General features: G+C 58.9%; 14 protein-coding genes. 8 read left to right on the forward strand and 6 right to left on the reverse strand.

Going from position 1 to position 17,456, the window contains the following annotated elements; translation table 11 throughout:
• The first annotated feature begins 351 nt into the window (after positions 1-351).
• A complete protein-coding gene (locus FHX10_RS00005; protein WP_063474352.1) occupies positions 352-1,404 on the forward strand; it encodes a DUF808 domain-containing protein in 1,053 nt (350 codons plus the stop codon).
• A 159-nt stretch (positions 1,405-1,563) separates the two neighbouring features.
• Here the strand turns inward: FHX10_RS00005 and FHX10_RS00010 are convergent, their stop codons facing one another.
• Complete coding sequence (locus tag FHX10_RS00010; protein WP_025570480.1) at positions 1,564-2,562, reverse strand: ABC transporter permease; 999 nt, start codon at positions 2,560-2,562, stop codon at positions 1,564-1,566.
• Positions 2,563-2,602: 40 nt separating this feature from the next.
• On the reverse strand, positions 2,603-3,343 hold the full coding sequence (locus tag FHX10_RS00015) for an ATP-binding cassette domain-containing protein (protein ID WP_063474353.1): 741 nt from the start codon (positions 3,341-3,343) through the stop codon (positions 2,603-2,605).
• Between the two features lie 243 nt (positions 3,344-3,586).
• Between FHX10_RS00015 and FHX10_RS00020 the strand changes: the two genes are divergently transcribed.
• The 5 genes from FHX10_RS00020 to FHX10_RS00040 all read left to right on the forward strand — a co-directional run bounded on the left by FHX10_RS00020 (position 3,587) and on the right by FHX10_RS00040 (position 7,825).
• Positions 3,587-4,567: an NAD-dependent epimerase/dehydratase family protein gene (locus tag FHX10_RS00020; protein ID WP_063474354.1), complete on the forward strand. Its 981-nt coding sequence runs from the start codon at positions 3,587-3,589 to the stop codon at positions 4,565-4,567.
• Between the two features lie 48 nt (positions 4,568-4,615).
• A complete protein-coding gene (locus tag FHX10_RS00025; protein ID WP_063474355.1) occupies positions 4,616-5,602 on the forward strand; it encodes a substrate-binding domain-containing protein in 987 nt (328 codons plus the stop codon).
• A gap of 196 nt (positions 5,603-5,798) precedes the next feature.
• Positions 5,799-6,578, forward strand: a complete 780-nt coding sequence (locus tag FHX10_RS00030) for a FadR/GntR family transcriptional regulator (protein ID WP_025570473.1) — start codon at positions 5,799-5,801, stop codon at positions 6,576-6,578.
• Positions 6,579-6,711: 133 nt separating this feature from the next.
• Entirely contained in the window at positions 6,712-7,305 is a 594-nt protein-coding gene (locus tag FHX10_RS00035; RefSeq protein ID WP_063474356.1) for an ankyrin repeat domain-containing protein, read from the forward strand.
• A gap of 13 nt (positions 7,306-7,318) precedes the next feature.
• Positions 7,319-7,825 carry a YHS domain-containing (seleno)protein gene (locus FHX10_RS00040; RefSeq protein ID WP_088930330.1) on the forward strand — a complete coding sequence of 169 codons (507 nt, stop codon included), beginning with the start codon at positions 7,319-7,321 and terminating at the stop codon, positions 7,823-7,825.
• Positions 7,826-7,842: 17 nt separating this feature from the next.
• Here the strand turns inward: FHX10_RS00040 and FHX10_RS00045 are convergent, their stop codons facing one another.
• The 3 genes from FHX10_RS00045 to FHX10_RS00055 all read right to left on the reverse strand — a co-directional run bounded on the left by FHX10_RS00045 (position 7,843) and on the right by FHX10_RS00055 (position 14,375).
• Complete coding sequence (locus tag FHX10_RS00045; protein WP_047618548.1) at positions 7,843-10,014, reverse strand: adenylate/guanylate cyclase domain-containing protein; 2,172 nt, start codon at positions 10,012-10,014, stop codon at positions 7,843-7,845.
• Positions 10,015-10,180: 166 nt separating this feature from the next.
• Positions 10,181-11,965 (reverse strand): adenylate/guanylate cyclase domain-containing protein, encoded by a 1,785-nt coding sequence (locus tag FHX10_RS00050; protein WP_063474357.1) that lies wholly within the window; start codon positions 11,963-11,965, stop codon positions 10,181-10,183.
• Between the two features lie 91 nt (positions 11,966-12,056).
• Positions 12,057-14,375 (reverse strand): membrane-bound PQQ-dependent dehydrogenase, glucose/quinate/shikimate family, encoded by a 2,319-nt coding sequence (locus tag FHX10_RS00055; protein WP_063474358.1) that lies wholly within the window; start codon positions 14,373-14,375, stop codon positions 12,057-12,059.
• A 256-nt stretch (positions 14,376-14,631) separates the two neighbouring features.
• Here FHX10_RS00055 and FHX10_RS00060 point away from each other — a divergent pair, with 256 nt between their 5' ends.
• Both FHX10_RS00060 and FHX10_RS00065 read left to right on the forward strand, forming a co-directional pair.
• Entirely contained in the window at positions 14,632-15,741 is a 1,110-nt protein-coding gene (locus FHX10_RS00060; RefSeq protein WP_025570058.1) for an acyltransferase family protein, read from the forward strand.
• Positions 15,742-16,305: 564 nt separating this feature from the next.
• Entirely contained in the window at positions 16,306-16,608 is a 303-nt protein-coding gene (locus FHX10_RS00065; protein ID WP_028756340.1) for a hypothetical protein, read from the forward strand.
• Between the two features lie 71 nt (positions 16,609-16,679).
• Here FHX10_RS00065 and FHX10_RS00070 read toward each other — a convergent pair whose 3' ends face one another.
• A complete protein-coding gene (locus tag FHX10_RS00070) occupies positions 16,680-17,336 on the reverse strand; it encodes a sugar transferase (RefSeq protein WP_028756341.1) in 657 nt (218 codons plus the stop codon).
• Positions 17,337-17,456 lie beyond the last annotated feature (120 nt).

The raw sequence follows: 17,456 nt of genomic DNA on the forward strand, positions 1-17,456 counted from the left end.
CCTGAAGGCCGCAGGTTCAAATCCTGCCCCCGCAACCAAATCCCACACAGACCGCCATACACACTGATACAAAAAGCCCGCCTCGTGCGGGCTTTTGGCGTATCTGCAAGTCCTCCTTCGTCGAACCGGTGCGTTGTCGAACTGCCGGAACAGACACCGGGACCGGAAGGCACGTCCTCCGCGGGATCAGAGTGGGCCGAACCCGATGCGGGCCGAATAACGGCCGTTGCCGTCACGATTTGTGCGTGGCATCTTCCCAGCGTGGAGGATGCCACGTCTCGCTTCGAGTCGTTGGATGACGGGTTTTCCATTTTTCGCTGTGTTAAGTCTGTCTTCTCAACGGAGGCTCGAATGAGTGTCGGCCTGATTGCCCTTTTTGATGATATCGCTGCACTGGCCAAGGTGGCTGCGGCCTCGCTTGACGATATTGCCGGCCAGGCAGCCAAGGCCGGCACGAAAGCGGCAGGTGTCGTCATCGATGATGCGGCTGTGACACCCCGTTACGTCACCGGATTTTCCGCAGCACGCGAATTGCCGATCATCGGCAAGATCGCCCTCGGCTCGCTGAAGAACAAGCTTCTGATCCTGCTTCCCGCGGCGCTTATCCTGAGCCTTGTCGCACCGCAGGCGATCACACCGCTGCTCATGATCGGCGGGCTTTTTCTCTGCTATGAGGGCGTGGAAAAGGTTTACGCACTCGTGCTACCGCATGCAGCGCACACCCATGAATCGGCACTCGAGGCTACGAGCCTCGATGCACAATCGCTCGAAGACGAGAAGGTTGCGGGTGCGATCAAGACGGATTTCATCCTGTCGGCCGAAATCATGGCGATTACGCTCGGTGCGTTGCCGTCAGGCAGCATAGTCACGCAGGCCTTCATCCTTGCGGTCGTCGGACTGGGTATAACGGTCATGGTCTATGGTGGCGTGGCGTTGATCGTGAAGGCTGATGATCTGGGGCTGATGCTGGCGCGTGTACAGACGCCGTCTCCGATGGGTTCCTTCTTGCGCGCGATCGGAAAAGGGCTTGTCACCGGCATGCCCTATTTTCTGAAAGTGCTCGGCATTATCGGAACGGCGGCCATGATCTGGGTCGGCGGCGGCATCATCGTTCACGGCCTCGAAACCTATGGTTTCGGCGGCCTTGCGCATCTCATCCATGATGTCGGGGAGGCGACCGCGCATGCCATTCCCGTTCTGGCGTCGGTGCTGCGCTGGGTCGTCGAGGCTACAGGAGCTGGCATCGTCGGTATTGTCGCGGGCCTGATTACAATTCCGGTCGCAGGCTACGCCATCTCGCCACTGTGGCGGTACCTCAAATCGCTCCTGCCGCGCCGCCGGCGGAAAGAGGCACTGGCGGATGGGAAAAAAATGAACATAGCGGCCACCGACAGGCAGCAATGATTGACGATGCACGGCATCACTCGATGCAATTCCAGGCAAAGCGCGAGGCGCTTTTGCCGGGAATTGTGTAAAAACAAAAAGTTAGGGCGGTTCTGCGTTTCCGTGAAAAGCTGAAGCGCTCTAAGGCGTCATATCCAGCGGGGCGGAGACCGAATTTGCCTACTCGCCCTGTCGTAAGTTGCGAAGTCGGTCGAAAAGGACGGCGAGCACGATTGCTCCGCCGATGAAGCTTCCCTGCCAGAAGGCGTTGATGCCGAGCAAGCCGAGACTGTTGCGGATGATCTCGATGAGGGCGGCGCCGACCAAGGCTCCGAAGGCGGTGCCGACACCGCCGGCGAGATTGGCGCCGCCGATAACCGCGGCCGCGATGACTTGAAGTTCCATTCCGGCGCCGATGTTTGTGGTGACGGCGCCGAGCCAGCCGGTTTGAATGATGCCGGCAACGCCTGCCGACAGGGCGGAAATCATATAGACGATAACCTTGATCCTCGGCACTGGAACGCCCGTCAGTGTCGCCGCGTGCTCATTGCCGCCGATGGCAAAGACATAGCGGCCGAACTTGGTCCAGCGCAGCACGAAACCGGTGATGAGGGCCAGCACGACCATGTAAAGCACCGGATTGGCGATGCCGAAAAGCCAAGCGCCGCCACCCAGCGCCAGCAGCTTGTCGTGATCAGGCCCGAACTGGAAAACGACGGTGTTGTTGGATGCGACCATTGCAAGGCTGCGTGCAATAGACAACATGCCGAGCGTGACGACGAAAGGTGGGAAGCCGAGATAGGCAATCAATACGCCGTTGAAAGCTCCGACCAAAAGAGCTGTACCGATCGAGGCGGCGATGCCGACTTCAATGCTGTATCCCGCGTGCATGACGACCGCCAGCACCATGCTGCACAGGCAAAGCACGGAGCCGACGGACAAATCGATGCCGCCGGTGATGATGACCAGCGTCATACCAAGCGCGATAATTGCAACGAAAGTGACGTTGCGGGTGATGTTGTAGATGTTCTTCGCGGTCGCAAAGGAGTCCGTCGCCATCGACAGAAAAATGCAGGCGAGAATGACTGCAATGAGCACCCAGAAGGTCTGGCCGCTGAAGACCGATGCCAGCCAACTCCGTTGCTTCTGTCCGATCGTCTGGTCAAGTGTAATCGCCATCGTCGACCTTCTTTTTTCCTATTGCAGCGGATAGCATCGATCACACCTGTTCGATGGCGCCGGTGATCAATCCCGTCACTTCCTCCGGCGAACTTGCGGCAATCTGCTTGTCGGCCACTTTTCTGCCCCGCCGCATCACGATCACGCGGTCGGCGACCGAAAAGACGTCGGGCATGCGGTGGCTGATCAGGACAACGACAATGCCCCGGTCACGCAATTGGCGGATCAGGTTCAAAACCTCAGCCACCTGGCGCACGGAAATGGCTGCCGTCGGCTCGTCCATCAACACGATTTTCGCTTCCGACAACATCGTTCGGGCGATCGCCACCGCCTGTCGCTGGCCACCCGACATTTGCTTGACGAGATCGCGCGCCCGCGTCTCGGATTTGAGCTCGCGAAATATCTCGCCGGAGCGTTTGTACATGCTCTTGTAGTCGAGGATGCGAAAAGGCCCCATGCCGCGGCGCAATTCTCGTCCGAGAAACACGTTTGCTGCCGCCGTCAGATTGTTGCAGAGCGCCAGATCCTGGTGAACGATCTCGATGCCATGCTGGCGTGCTTCCTTCGGCCGATGAAGCACCAGATCGGCGCCGTCGAGGCGCATGGTTCCGTGGCTCGGGCGAAAGTTGCCGGCGATCATCTTCACCAATGTCGACTTGCCGGCGCCGTTGTCGCCCATCAGGCCGACAACCTGCCCCGCTTCAAGCGAAAACGAAATATCGTTGACAGCCTGGATGGCGCCGAAATGTTTGGAAATATTGGTGAGCTCAAGAACCGCCACCAGCCTTCTGGCCTCCCAAGACTTGCAGGCTATCCGTCGCGTGTCTTCGGCGCGAGGCTCCAGCGACTTCGCTTTTCCAATGTCCTCCCAGAAAAGCGATCAGAAACATTTACGCAAAACCTTGCCGCAGCGTCAACTATTGTCCGGTGTATTGGCCTTATTATCGCAAAAATCTGTTTTGTCAGACAAATATCGTTTGACGAGAGCGGCGCGTGAATATTAGCTATCGGTGGGAGAGAGAGCATGCTGATCCTTGTGACCGGTGCGACGGGCAAGGTCGGGCGGCGCTTCATTGCTGGGCTGCTTGACGATCCGAGATTTTCCAAGGCCCGTATTCGCGCGCTTTGCCATAATCGGCTGTGCGATGAGACCGACCGTGTCGAAGTCATCCGCGGCTCGATCGCCGATCGCGACATCGTGGCAGCGGCGCTCGACGACGTTACCCATGTCGTGCATCTCGCCACCTGCAAGGAAACGCCTGAAGACATCATGGATGTCACGGTCAAAGGTCTGTTTTGGCTGCTCGAAGAGTTCCGCACGAGCGTCACTGCACGCCAGTTCATCCTGATCGGGGGTGATGCGGGCGTGGGACATTTCCACTATCGCCACAATGGCCCGATCACCGAGAATACTCCCCATCGTGCTTATCCGGGAAGCTATGCGCTTTCCAAGGTTCTGGAAGAGGTGATGCTGGAGCAGTTCGGCATTCAGTACGGCCTCAATGGCTGTTGTCTGCGGGCGCCCTGGATCATGGAAAAGGACGATTTCAAATATTCGCTGTCTTTTGGCGACGATGTCTTTGGTGGCCCGGACTGGAAGACGCTGGTTCCGGAAGACGCGGCACGGCGCTACGCTGCTCTGGGGACGGTGCCACTGCTCCTTGATGCTGACGGACGACCGCTGAAACGCAATTTCGTGCATGTCGATGACCTCGTATCGGCCATATTGGCAGCGATCGACAACCCGCGGGCGGAGCGGCAACTCTTCAATATCTGCATGGATCGCCCTGTCGACTATGCGGACGTCGCCGCCTACCTCCAGCGCACGCGCAATCTCGGCTCTGTCGAGATACCAAGCCGCTTCCATTCCAATTGGATGGACAACAGCAAGGCGAAATACCTGCTGGACTGGCGGCCGGACTACGATCTCGAAATGCTTATCGACTCGGCATGGCAATACGAGCGTTCGAAGGAGGAGCCTCGCATCGTCTGGTATCCGGGTTGATTTCGTATGGCGGGCATGTCGTGCCCGTCTGTTTCAAGGGAGGAAACTATGAGGAAGGCATTACTACTGACAGCCGCAGTTCTAGCACTGACCGCCGGGCAGGCCCTGGCGAAGAAGCAACTGGTCATCGTCGTCAAGGGCCTCGACAATCCGTTCTTCGAAGCAATCAACCAGGGTTGCCAGAAATGGAACAAGGAGAACCCGACTGCGGAATACGAGTGCTTCTACACCGGTCCGGCATCGACATCCGATGAGGCCGGCGAAGCGCAGATCGTTCAGGATATGTTGGGCAAGGCAGACACGGCTGCAATCGCAATTTCGCCGTCCAATGCAAAGCTCATCGCCCAGACCCTGAAAACCGCCAATCCAACGGTTCCGGTGATGACGCTCGATGCCGATCTTGCCGCCGAGGATGCAGCGTTGCGCAAGACCTATCTCGGCACGGACAACTATCTGATGGGCGCACGCATCGGCGAGTACATCAAGAAGGCTAAGCCGAAGGGCGGCAAGATCTGCACGATCGAAGGCAATCCGGGAGCAGACAATATTCTACGCCGGGCGCAAGGTATGCGCGACACGCTCACTGGCGAGAAGGGCTTGACCGCGCTGAAGGGCGAGGGCGGGTGGACGGAGGTCGCCGGCTGCCCGGTGTTCACCAATGACAATGGTGCCCAGGGTGTTCAGGCAATGACCGATATCCTCGCGGCCAATCCCGACCTGGACGCATTCGGCATTATGGGTGGCTGGCCATTGTTCGGCGCGCCGCAGCCCTATCGCGACCTGTTCAAACCGATGGCCGACAAGATCGCCAGCAACGATTTCGTCATTGGTGCGGCTGACACGATCGGCGACGAGGTTGCCATTGCGAGGGAAGGCCTGGTGACGGCGCTCGTCGGCCAGCGGCCGTTCGAGATGGGCTACAAGGCGCCTTCGGTGATGATGGATCTGATTGCCGGCAAGCCGGTCGAAGATCCGGTCTTCACCGGGCTCGACGAGTGCACCAAGGATACAGTCGATACCTGCATTCAAAAGTAGGTCCGCGGTTTGGCGGCACTCGGTTCAAGGGTGCCGCCGACTGCCCCACGAGAGACGGATCGAAAGGCCCGCAGGGCTTGACGCGCCCCGGATTCCGCGCTTTTTGGCGGCGTCAATCGCAGGCGACTTCCTCGTTATTACGATTGTTTTGAGAGTACATGCAGACAATCGAAAGATGCTGAGGCAGTAGAAATAAATGCCTGACAAGAAATCGGGAAAGCCGGCGGCTCCGGTCGAAGTGGTGACGGTTGACCGTTCGGCCACAAGGCGCCCAAATGCTCCCCGCATGACGGGGGCGAGCGTTCATGTGTCTTTGGCGGGAGAGATTGGGCTGCGAATCGTACGCGGCGACTATCCGCCGGGCACGATCCTGCCAAATGAGGCAAAATGGTCTGAAGTCTTTGAAGTCAGCCGATCGGCGGTGCGCGAAGCGATCAAGATGTTGATGGCCAAGGGCCTGCTTTCTTCTCGCCCGAAAATCGGCAGCTGGGTCGAACCCAAGGAGCGTTGGAACCTACTGGATCGAGATGTCTTGGGCTGGTATGCCGCGTCTCCCGATCGTGAAGCCTTTCTGAGGGCTGTGCAGGAACTCAGGCATATGATCGAGCCGGAAGCGACGGCACTGGCTGCGGAGCGGCGAACCGAGGAGCAAATGAATGCGATCAGTCAGGCCCTGCATGACATGGATCAGGCGACATCGCTTCAGCAGCGAACGGAATCCGATGCGCGATTTCATATCGCGATCCTACGCGCCTCCGGAAATGATCTGCTGGTGCCGCTCGGCGTACTGATCGAATCGGCGTTGAACCACCTCTTCGCCCACGTCACGCGAGAGGAAGACAATTTGCGCTATGCACTGAAGCTTCATGAAAATATTGAAAAAAACATCCGATTGCAGCGACCGAACATGGCGCGCAACGCCGTTCGCAAGGCGCTGGCAAATACCGACCAGATCATAGCACGTTGGTCGCGATAGAGGTGTGCATCCTGCCCGGCTGACGCCTTGCCGGCAACCTGATGCAGAGCCGTTCAAGCTCCTACGGTGCTTGGTGCCTACCCAAAACCTGCGGCTTGTGCTATTTTCTCAGGCTACCTTCGGGGGCTGAACCATGCGCGGGTTGCTTGCATCGGTGGGGTTGATTTTCACAGCGACAATGGCCGCTGCGGGGAGCCCCTTGTTCGATGCAGTCGCAACCGGAAACACCGCCGCCGTCGAACAGGTTTTGGCTGCGGGTACGGATGTCAACAGCCGGGCACGCGATCTGGCGACGCCTCTCATCAACGCCGCGCTCGGAGACCAGCTCGCCATCGCCGAATTGCTCATCGGCAAAGGTGCTGACGTCATGGCTCGGAATTCGGGCGGCTTTACGCCGCTTCATGCCGCGGCCTTTTCCGGCAGCTTGCCGATCAGCAAGCTGCTGCTTCACCACGGGGCGACGCTCGACGATGCGGCCAACAAAGCGGGTGTAACGCCGCTGGTGGTCGCCGGTGAGGAAAACCACGTCGCTCTCGCCGCGTTTCTTCTCGCTGAGGGGGCTGACGTCGGTCATGCAGAGGTTCACGGCTACACGCCGATCACGCGTGCGGTCTGGAAGGGCAACATGGACATCGTGCGATTGTTCAAACGGCACGGCGCGTCGTGCCCACCGGCCAGCCGCCTCGGCGAAGAAGGTTACGCCAAGTGCATTGAAATCCACGATTGAATAGGAGGCGCAGATGTGTGCAGGGACCAGAAGCGGTGCGCGAGGAATTGGTCGCTCTGTGGCGGTGTTCCTTCTGGCTTTGGCAGCCGCCGGTGGATCGCAGGCTTTTGCCGACGACTCGGTCAATACGGGGTACTTCGGCGGCGTGGCAATCATGGGATACGATCCTGTCGCCTATTTCACCGAAGGCAAAGCCGTGAAAGGCTCCGAGGAATTCTCCCACGAATGGCTGGGGACGCCTTGGCTTTTCGCCAATGCCAAACACCGCGAAATGTTCATCAGCGAGCCGATCAAATATGCGCCTCAGTATGGCGGTTACTGCGCGGGCGAGGTGGCTCTCGGGTCGGTCACGGTAAATGTCGATCCAGAGGCGTTCAAGATCATCGACGGCAAGCTTTACCTGATCTACGACAAGGGATCGGCGGAGGGGTTTGCCGCGCATGTGGCTGAAGCAGTCCCGAAAGCCGACAGCAACTGGCCGAAGGTCGCAGCCGATCTCGAACGGGATCAGTATCACTGACCGCGGGTGGAGTGCGGCTATTTGACGGGCGAAAAATAGAAGACCTTGGTGGAGTTCACGTAAGCATAGCTGGTTTCAGCAGGCGAGTTTGCAGATCTGTAGACCGGGCCGCAATCGGCTCGTCCGAATGCATTTTCGCTCTGCTCGCAGAGCATGTCGCCCTGGACGAAAACCGTCTCGGTGATCATCTGCGTCGCCGAGCGGAATGCAGCCTTTCCATCGCGTTCGATTTGCATGAGTGCAGGGCTTCCTGAGGGCTCGGTCTTGCCCCGCAGGAGTTTGCCCATGACGGCGCTTGTGATTTCGTCGTCGTGCAGCCGGTCCTGCTCGTCGCCCTTGAAAGCGAACGGCCATTCCGGCAGACCGGCCTCGCGCAGAGCATCGAGGATAAAGGCCAAATCCTGCTCGTTGCGGAAGTGGGCGTTGCTGATACGCCAGCCCGCCAGGGAATCGCGCCCTGCCACAAAGCGAAGTCCTTCGGTGACTGTCGCACGGGCGTCATCGAGGCGACCGGCACGGGCATAGGCCATTGCGAGCGGGGTAACGAAATCGCCATTTCCCGGAGAACCGTCTCGCGCGCGTTGGAAATTGTCGATGGCCTTTGCGTAGTCGCGCTGCAAATAAAAGACCAGGCCGGCCGTGTATCGGTTGATGGCGGAGAGGTTCGGATCGTGCCTGAGCGCCGTCTCGACGGCCGCGCCGGCTTCGGCATGATTGCCGGAGAACAATTGAACATATGCCAACGCCATATGCGCCTCGGCATCGGTAGACCCGAGCGACACTGCCTGCTGCGCCGAGGTGACAGCCTGCTCATAGCGGCGGTCCACGACCTGCATGACGGCAAGAACGGCGTAGGGCGATGACAGAACCGGGTCGAGAGCCAGCGCGCGACTTGCTTTCTCGTAGACCCTTTTTCGGGCCAGCGCGCTCTGGAGAACATCGTCGTAGGCGCTTCGCCAGACATAAGCTGTCGCGCGCGCATCGGCCGCGAAGGCCTCTGCAAAACCGGGGTCGAGCGCTTCTGCTTTGTCAAAGAGGGCCAGTGCCTCCAGCAGCCGGGAACGGCGGCCGGTCCGCGTCGCCTGCTCGGCACGAAGGTAGTAGTCGTATGCTTCCAGATTGGCGGTCGGCGGACGGGTAATCCGCTCCGCCTCGGATCGAGTGAGCTTCAGGCCAAGCGCGCCGGCGATCTGCCGACTGAGCTCGTTTTGCACAGCCATCACATCCGCCGCGCCGCGGTTAAACCGGTTGGCCCACAGGTGATCGCCGCTTGCGGTATCGATCAGTTGCGCATTGACACGGATTTGGTCGCCTATCCGCTGCACGCTGCCCTCGACGACAAAGCGCACGCCGAGATCGCGTTCGATGTCGGCCAAGACCAAGGGCTTGCCTTTGTAGGCAAACACCGAATTATGACCGATGACGTCAAGGTCCGAAAGCATGGCCAGATCGGCAATCAGGCTGTCGGTCATGCCATCGGTGAAATAATCCTGGCCGGGATCTTTGCTCAGATTCGCGAAAGGAAGCACCGCGACGGATGGACGTTGCGGCACGAACGGCCATTGCCATACGAAGACAATTGCAGCGGTCGCGATCAGCAGCGCTGCTAGCGTCGCCAGGATAATCGCACGGCGGCGCGGCCGAGGGGAGGCGACAACCTTGCCTGCCTCAGCGGGATCTAACAGGACACGATAGACGCGAACCGGATCGGCTATGTTTTTCAGTTGCTGCTCACCGAGGGCGGAGAAGCCGACATCAGCCTTGTGTACCGTGTGATCGAATGCGGTGCCGGATATGCAAATTCCGCCGGGCTGGGCAAGACTCTCCAGCCGTGCGGCTATGTTGACGCCGTCTCCGTGAATGTCCTCTCCTTCGACGATGACATCGCCGAGATTGACGCCGATGCGGAAAAGCATCCGCTGCTCGGGACGCAGGGCTGCATTGCGTTCTGCCTTTTGTTGCTGGATCTTGACGGCGCAGCGCAAGGCATCCACCACGCTTTGGAACTCAACCAGGATTCCGTCGCCCATGGTCTTGATCAGGCGGCCGTGATGCGTGGCGATCTTCGGTTCGAAGAGTTCGTGGAGATCGGAGTGGAAGCGGATACGCGTTCCCTCTTCGTCGATTTCGCTCAGACGGCTGTAACCGACCACATCTGCAATCAGGACTGCTGCAAGACGGCGCTCCATACCAGCTCTTCCTGGGTGTCAGATCCCCGACCGATATCTTACAGCAGGTGCCGAGCCGTTGCCATGACAGTCGCCCAAAGTGGCATCACGCTCGCCGGCGACATGCCTCGCGAAATCAACTGCGTGAAATGAGTTGCCGGGACGTCGGTCCGAGCCGCAGTTCCTGTCAGCTTTGGCGAGTATCCGGGACCACCAGGCCCGCCTTGCGGAGGCCTTCAACACGGCGGCTAAAGTCCTCGGGGTTTCGGAATGGAAGGACGCGGCGGCGGCGCTCGACGGAGAAATTGGGATTGATCTGGAGCGCTTTTTCCCAGGCCTGTCTGCTCTCTTCCGGCCGCCCGAGGTGGCCGTAACATGACGCGAGCAGGGCATAGGCCGTTTCAGATTGGGCGTTTTGCTGGAGCCGCTGCTCGATCGCGGCAATCGCCTGCTCATATTCGCCGAGAGAAAAGTGCGCATCGGCGAGAAATTGGAAAAGAACTTCCGGATGGTGCGGGTCGAGCCGCATCGATTCATTCAGTGTCTCGAGAGCGCCTGCGGGATCGCCGGAAAATATCTGGATATGGGCCATCAGCATCAGGAGGTCGGCGGAGTTGGGAGAAAGCGTGAGGCCCTGCAACACTTCTGCGCGCGCCCGGTCCAGTTCCCGGTTCCACATGCAAGCCATGCCCAGCGCGAAGTGGCCATTCGGCTGTTCCTCGGCCATCTCCATTGCCTGCTGCGCGAGATCCAGTCCGATCCGCAGCGAAGCCTCCGGATCGTTGCTCCACGCGTTGATGTAGTCGAGCACATGCGTGAAGGAAATCAGGGCCTGGGCTGCCGCATAATCCGGATCGATAGCGAGGGCGTCGGCCGCCAGGCTGCGGGCGGCTAGATTGCCGGTTCGGGTGTGGGCTGACGCCTGCTCGCGGCCGCGCAATAGGAGCTCGTATGCACCGATATCGACTGCGCGCCCTTGGACCAACCGGTCCTGGTCGCCATGCGTGAGATTCAGCTTCAGCGCCGCCACGATCTCCTGGGTGAGCTCATCCTGAACCGCAAAAATATCCGTGAGTTCGCGATCGAAGCGGCTGGCCCAGATATGCCCGCCATTGTTGGCGTCGATCAATTGGGCAGTGACACGCACGCGGTTGCCGGCCTTGCGCACGCTGCCTTCCAGGACATAGCGGACGCCGAGCGCCTTGGCCATCTCAGGCACGGAGGCTGTGACGTTCTTGTAGACGAAGGATGAGTTGCGGGCGATCACGTGCAATTCTGAGAGCTTCGAAAGGTCGGTAATGATGTCCTCGCTGATGCCGTCGGAGAAATATTCCTGCTCGGCGTCGCCGCTCATGTTGTTGAACGCCAATACGGCGATGGAGGGCTTGTCGGAAACGGCCGTAGCCGGAGGCATTTTCATTGCGGGCTGGGCTTGTCGTGCCGTGTTCGACAGCGGTCCGACCTGGAGAGAATAGACCTGCATCGGCTCAGCGATATTCTTCAGCTGGATCCGGCCGAGATCGGTCACGGCAAGATCAAGCCGCGCTTTCACCTGGCGGTAGGCATCCTCGGAAAGACAGATGGCGCCGGGCTTGGCAATGCTCTCCAGCCGCGCGGCGATATTGACGCCGTCGCCCATCAAGTCGCCATCGCTTTCCTCGACCACATCCCCCAGATGGATCCCGACCCTGAACTCGATGCGATGCTCGGGCGACACGCCGATATTGCGCTCGACCATGGCAGTCTGCACTTCGATTGCGCAGCGCACGGCGTCCACGACGCTGCGAAACTCGATGAGGCTTCCATCCCCGGTACGCTTGACCACACGGCCATTGTGCACGGCGATGGTCGGATCGACCAGATCGCTGCGCAGAGTTCTCAACCGCGCCAGGATGCGATCCTCGTCCGCACCGGCGAGACGGCTGTAGCCGACCACATCCGCGACCAGGATCGCCGCCAGTTTTCGCGTCACGCTCGTAGCCTCAGTTCCTTGTCGGACCAAAATAACACAGTGTGAGCGGTAGCGTCGCCAAATCCCGTTTGCCTTTGCTGAGAGGGCCCGGCTAGTCTCCGTTTTTCAGAGAGAAGGCAAGGACGTAGTCGCCGGCGTCTTTCGAATATGGTGCACCGCCGACCGATATCAGGACATATTGTTGGCCTGTTTTCGGCGAAACATAGGTCATGGGCGTCGCACTCGAGCCGACCGGCAGGGGATATTTCCAAAGCTCGGTACCGTTCTCGGCATCATAGGCGCGGATATAGTAGTCCTGGAAGCCGGCGAAGAAAACGACACCGCCGGCGGTCACCGAAGTGCCGGCATAGCTCGGCAAGCCCATCGGCATAGGCAAACGGGTTTTGATCTTGAACGGCCCGAGTTCCTCGGCGGTCCCCGCCGGAACCTGCCAGGCGATCTTGCGGGTACTCAGATCCACCGCCGTGACGGTGCCGAAGGGCGGCTGCGTGCAGGGAACGCGGAGCCTCGATGTCCACATTTCGGTGGCCATGCCATAGGGCGTACCGCGCTGCGGGGCGGAGGGGCCGTGCGCGGTCGTGGTGAGGGCAAAATCGACATACTCCGCGCGCGGGATGAGCGCGAAGAGGCTCGGTACGCGGATATCGTTCATGAAGACGCGGTTGTTGGGCAGATCGACCGATACGCTTCCCCAATTGAGGCCACCCAGATTTCCCGGCTGCTGGATCGCATATTGGGTGCCGATCGGGGTGAAATCGCCGTCGTAGCGCATCTTTCGGAAGGCGATGCGGCATGCCAGCTGATCGAACATCGTCAGGCCCCAAGCCGTCTGCTCGCTCACGCGTTCCGCGCCAATGGTCGGCATGCCGACGGAATAGGGCTGCGTCGGAGACAGTTTCTCTTCCGGTGCGCCGCCTTGCTGCGGCACCGGCTTCTCCTGGACTTCGGCAAGGGGCAGGCCGGTCTGACGGTTGAGCAGGAAAAGCTGCCCACGTTTGGTGGTCTGCAGGAGAGCGGGCACGGTGGCGCCATTGCCGTCAGGCAGATCGATCAGGACCGGTTGAGCCGGCAGGTCATAGTCCCAGATGTCGTGATGCACGGTCTGAAACTTCCATTTCTCCCGCCCGGTCGTCACATCGAGCGCCACCAATGTCGCGTTGTATTGGTCGGCGAAGGCCGGACGATTGACGCCGTAATAATCCGGGGTGGTATTGCCGAGCGGCGCATAGATGAGACCGAGCTTGTCGTCGAATGCGGCCGTCGTCCACATATTGGGTGTGGCCCGCGTATAGGTCTGGCCCTCCGGTGGGAGTTTGGTGACCTCAGGATTGCCGAGATCCCATGCCCATTCGAGCTCGCCGGTGACCACGTTGAATGCGCGGATGACGCCCGAGGGTTCGCCGACCTCCTGATTGTCGGTGACCCAGCCCCCGACGACGATCAGATTGCGGGCAATCAGCGGCGCCGATGTCTGGAAGTAATAGCCTGTCTTGACTTCGCCCATGCCCTGGGAGAGCTGCACGGTGCCATTGTCTCCGAAGCCCCTGCAGGGGGCGCCGGTCTTGCTGTCGATCTCCAGCAGACGGGCATCAATCGTTGTCTGCACCAGGCGCTCGTTGCAAAGACCGTCGGCGGATTGCGCGTCCTGCGGCATCTTATAGTAACCGAGACCACGGCAGCGCTGCCAGTAAGGCGCCGTCGCCTTGGGATCGAAGATCCAGCGCGGCTTGCCGGTATCGGAATCGAGCGCTGCGATCACATCCGTCGGCGTGCAGGTGTAGACCGTGTCGCCGATCTGCAGAGGCGTGTTCTGATCGGCGCCATCGCTCTTTCCGGTGCGGTATGTCCAGGCAAGATCGAGTTTGGAGACATTGCCGCGGTTGATCTGATCGAAGGGCGAGTAACGATCTCCCGCCGTGGTGCGGCCATAGGAGGTCCAATCGGAGGGAGAATTGTCGCCCTTGGTCGCCTTGTAGGCGGTGATGTCGGCGGAAGGGCGGATGACGCCATGCGGCGTGAAAGCAAGGCTAAAACCGGCAACGAACAGGATCGCCGTGACCAGGGCGCCGCCATGGTAGAGCTTCCGGTTGGCGGTCGGCGAGAGCGATGGCGCAAAGAGAAGCGCAAAACCCGCCAGCGCGATCGGAGACATCAAGCGCGCAAAAAGTGCCCAAAAATTGAGACCCGATTCCCATAGCGCCCAGGGAAAACTGAAGATGGCGACAAGCAGGACGATGAGGCCGCCTGAGGTCTTGCGGCGCCAGAGCAGAAACGCGGCAACCAGATAGGCAAGCCCGACGATCGCATAATAGGGCGAGCCGCCGAGGCTGAGCAGCCAGGCGCCGCCTCCTATCAGCCCCAATCCGATCAGGGCGAGAACAATACAGAACAGGGTGGCTAGAAATTTCATAGTCTCCTCATCCAATCTGCTGCCCGATCGCCTGGATCCCAACTCCGACCGTCGCATGGCGCCCCGGGAAGCGCGGGGCCATTGGATTGGCGGTCGGATACGTATCTTCGGGAGAGCGGTGCTCTCTCGTTCAATTTTTACTTGATGTAGCTGTGGTCACTGACACGCCGCCCCGATCCGGCAATGATGCCGCCGCCGCTCCTGCGGCAACGGCTTGCCATTCCAAATCGAGTCAATACTTCTGAAAGGGGCACAGATGTTTCTCGGCGAAAAGCTTGATCTAGCGAACGGGCGACCGACAGGATTCGATTATATGCGATTACTGTTAGCCTTTTCAGTGCTTTGGATACATACGGCCCGCGTCACGTACGGCGATGACCTCTTTCTTTGGGAGTCACCCTTCCGTCCTGTCATCAAGTCAGTGCTGCCCATGTTCTTTGTCCTGAGCGGGTTCCTCGTGGCTGGCAGTCTTGAACGATCGAAGACATTGATCTCCTTTCTCGGGAATCGGTTTATCCGGATCTACCCTGCTCTTGCGGTAGAGGTGTTGCTGGCTGCCTTTATACTCGGAGCGATCTATACGGAGTATGACCTGCGTGACTATTTCACCGATCCTCAGTTCTTTACTTATCTGCTGAATGTCACCGGGCACATTCACTTCAATCTTCCCGGCGTATTCCTGGACAATCCTGATGCTGCGATGGTGAACGGGCAACTCTGGACGGTGCCCTTCGAGCTTGAATGTTATGCTGCGATCGCCGCCCTGTTTCTGCTCGGCGTGGTCAGGCGGCGCGTGATCGCCCTGATCGCAACGCCGGCCTTGATCATAGCCTTTGGGATCGCAAGATATTGGAAGCATGAAAGCGACTGGGCCACCATGCCCACGACCGCATCGGGCAATCTGCTTATTTGTGCATTTCTGGTGGGGGTGACCTTCTATCTCTACAAGGACAGGGTTCGCTGGGATATCCGGATTTTCCTCGCCTCAGTGGCAGTCATCCTCTGGGCCTACTGGTTCACCTCTTTCGGAGACTTCATTGCCATCCCGGCAATCGGATATGTCACGGTTTTCCTCGGTCTGACCTCGCCCCGAAAGCTTGGTGTTCTGCGCGGGGCCGACTATTCGTATGGCGTCTTCCTCTACGGCTACCCGATCCAGCAGGCCTTCGTCGCGCTCGGGCCTTGGGCACATAACTGGTGGCTGAACGGCATCGTCTGCAGCATTATTGCCACCTGCTTTGCCGCTTTCTCGTGGAGATTCATCGAAAAGCCGGCGTTGAAATTGAGGAAACAAGTCACCTGGCTTGAAAATCTCAGGCTCCAGCGCGGCACGAAACGACAATTGGCCGGGGCGGTCTCGAAATAGAGTTCTGGATGCCGGCTTGGAGGCGGGCAATTCCGGAACAGGCTCAATCCAGAAAACAACTCAACAGGGCTCGCCATCACCGCGAGCCCTGTTTCTTTGATGCTGGCTGAGCGCCACAGACGAAAATCCGGGCCGTTTGCAAGGGCCTGGTTTGCAGCAGGCTTGCTGCACGATCACTGCCATATCGACGTACCTACACCGATAAGCGCGGCCCGGATTTGGCGCGCATATCCGCTCATGCGTAAGCCTATGTTCAGACTGATCTTTTCGGTTGGACAAGGTAACGTCGTGGCTAGATCTATGACTGTATTAATCCTCCAAATGCCCAACTTTTCCAGCTGTCGTATCCGATGGTTTCTTGGTTTTTTGGGGAGTGATCGGCCCTTCTGGATGAATAGTTGAATATTCTCCAGCGTTGTTCAATCGATCTGTTGGGCGGCTATTAGCAATATTTTAACGGTAATAGATAAAATACTTTGATCGAACTTCGTTTCGACTTTGGGTTTTGTCATGTCATTGAGGGGCTGACGGTGGCTTGAAGAAGGTGAAGAGAGGAGCAGAATAATGCTGAAGAGCACGCTCATCGTGATTGCCGTCTCCTTCGCCGCCGGAGCGACCATTCGCGCCTGGGCCTTCGCATTCTTTGCATTTCTGCTGGTCGCGGCTTTGAGCGTTGTGATCCTGCTGAAAGGTTCTTCCTTGACGGAGGCAATCGCTTCCGGCCTCCAAGTGCTTGTATTGATGGAGATATGCTATCTGGCGGGTCTCTTCGCTTTCTCGTTGGGGGGGCATATTCAGAAGCGCCGGAAAAAGACCTCCATCGCTGACCGCTCCCATGCGACCGGCAAGCGTCCTCATGGATGGTGACATGACCGATGCGGCAGGAAGCTCGGCTGTGCTATGGACGCAAACCCGCTGAGCACTTTTGCTGGAATTGCTTAGGAGTCCACCCTGGGCAGTAAGGCGTGCCGGGAAAGCAGGGCCGAGAGTGTTTTTGCGATGATCACGAAATCCAGCGCGAGCGTCCATTTGGACAAATACTCGACGTCGAGGGAAACTCTGTTCTGATGGCTGGCGTCGTTGCGTCCGTTGATCTGCCAGTGGCCGATCAAGCCGGGACGGACGGCCATATAGGCAGAGGCATGTTCGCCGTAACGCGGCAGCTCTTCCTTGGTAATGGCGTGGGGCCCGACGAGGCTCATTTGACCCAGCAACACGTTGATCAATTGCGGGAGCTTGTCGAGGCTCGATCGTCTGACGATAGCGCCGACGACAGTGACATGTGCCTTGGCCGTTGCGTCGGCGCGTGTCGTGCGAAACTTGAGGCAGCCAAACTCTTTTCCCTTATAACCGATCCGCGGATGGGAATTGAAAATGGGTCCCCAATCACTTAGCGTTATGATGGCTGCTACGGACAGAAGAAACGGTGACAAAAGGAATAAGAGACCTGTCGCAATGATGATGTCGAATGCGCGTTTCAGAAGTCTGCTGATCGTATGGGATTGTGACGAATTGAATGGACGCCTTTCCTGCCGCGCCCTGGCGAAATCCCGCCAAGGTTCGGTTGGGTTGCGCCCATGATTTTTTCCCGCCATCCGCGTCTCCGTTAGGCGAATCCCAGAAATCACAGTCAAAAGCTTGTTTGAGTGCAAGTTTGGTGTCTGTGACCGAAGTCATAACCGTGGATAAATTCTTTATCATGTGAAGAATTTCTT

Origin of the sequence: Rhizobium sp. BK591, assembly GCF_014195045.1 — a bacterium.
GTDB classification, from domain to species: Bacteria; Pseudomonadota; Alphaproteobacteria; order Rhizobiales; family Rhizobiaceae; genus Rhizobium; species Rhizobium anhuiense.

Bases quoted from the DNA above. Each gene is read 5' to 3' on its own strand.
- FHX10_RS00005 (WP_063474352.1), top strand. From the start codon at position 352: ATGAGTGTCGGCCTGATTGCCCTTTTTGATGATATCGCTGCACTGGCC.
- FHX10_RS00035 (WP_063474356.1), top strand. From the start codon at position 6,712: ATGCGCGGGTTGCTTGCATCGGTGGGGTTGATTTTCACAGCGACAATG.
- FHX10_RS00045 (WP_047618548.1), bottom strand. From the start codon at position 10,014: ATGGAGCGCCGTCTTGCAGCAGTCCTGATTGCAGATGTGGTCGGTTAC.
- FHX10_RS00065 (WP_028756340.1), top strand. From the start codon at position 16,306: ATGCTGAAGAGCACGCTCATCGTGATTGCCGTCTCCTTCGCCGCCGGA.
- FHX10_RS00060 (WP_025570058.1), top strand. From the start codon at position 14,632: ATGTTTCTCGGCGAAAAGCTTGATCTAGCGAACGGGCGACCGACAGGA.
- FHX10_RS00040 (WP_088930330.1), top strand. From the start codon at position 7,319: ATGTGTGCAGGGACCAGAAGCGGTGCGCGAGGAATTGGTCGCTCTGTG.
- FHX10_RS00020 (WP_063474354.1), top strand. From the start codon at position 3,587: ATGCTGATCCTTGTGACCGGTGCGACGGGCAAGGTCGGGCGGCGCTTC.
- FHX10_RS00010 (WP_025570480.1), bottom strand. From the start codon at position 2,562: ATGGCGATTACACTTGACCAGACGATCGGACAGAAGCAACGGAGTTGG.
- FHX10_RS00055 (WP_063474358.1), bottom strand. From the start codon at position 14,375: ATGAAATTTCTAGCCACCCTGTTCTGTATTGTTCTCGCCCTGATCGGA.
- FHX10_RS00070 (WP_028756341.1), bottom strand. From the start codon at position 17,336: ATGGCGGGAAAAAATCATGGGCGCAACCCAACCGAACCTTGGCGGGAT.
- FHX10_RS00030 (WP_025570473.1), top strand. From the start codon at position 5,799: ATGCCTGACAAGAAATCGGGAAAGCCGGCGGCTCCGGTCGAAGTGGTG.
- FHX10_RS00025 (WP_063474355.1), top strand. From the start codon at position 4,616: ATGAGGAAGGCATTACTACTGACAGCCGCAGTTCTAGCACTGACCGCC.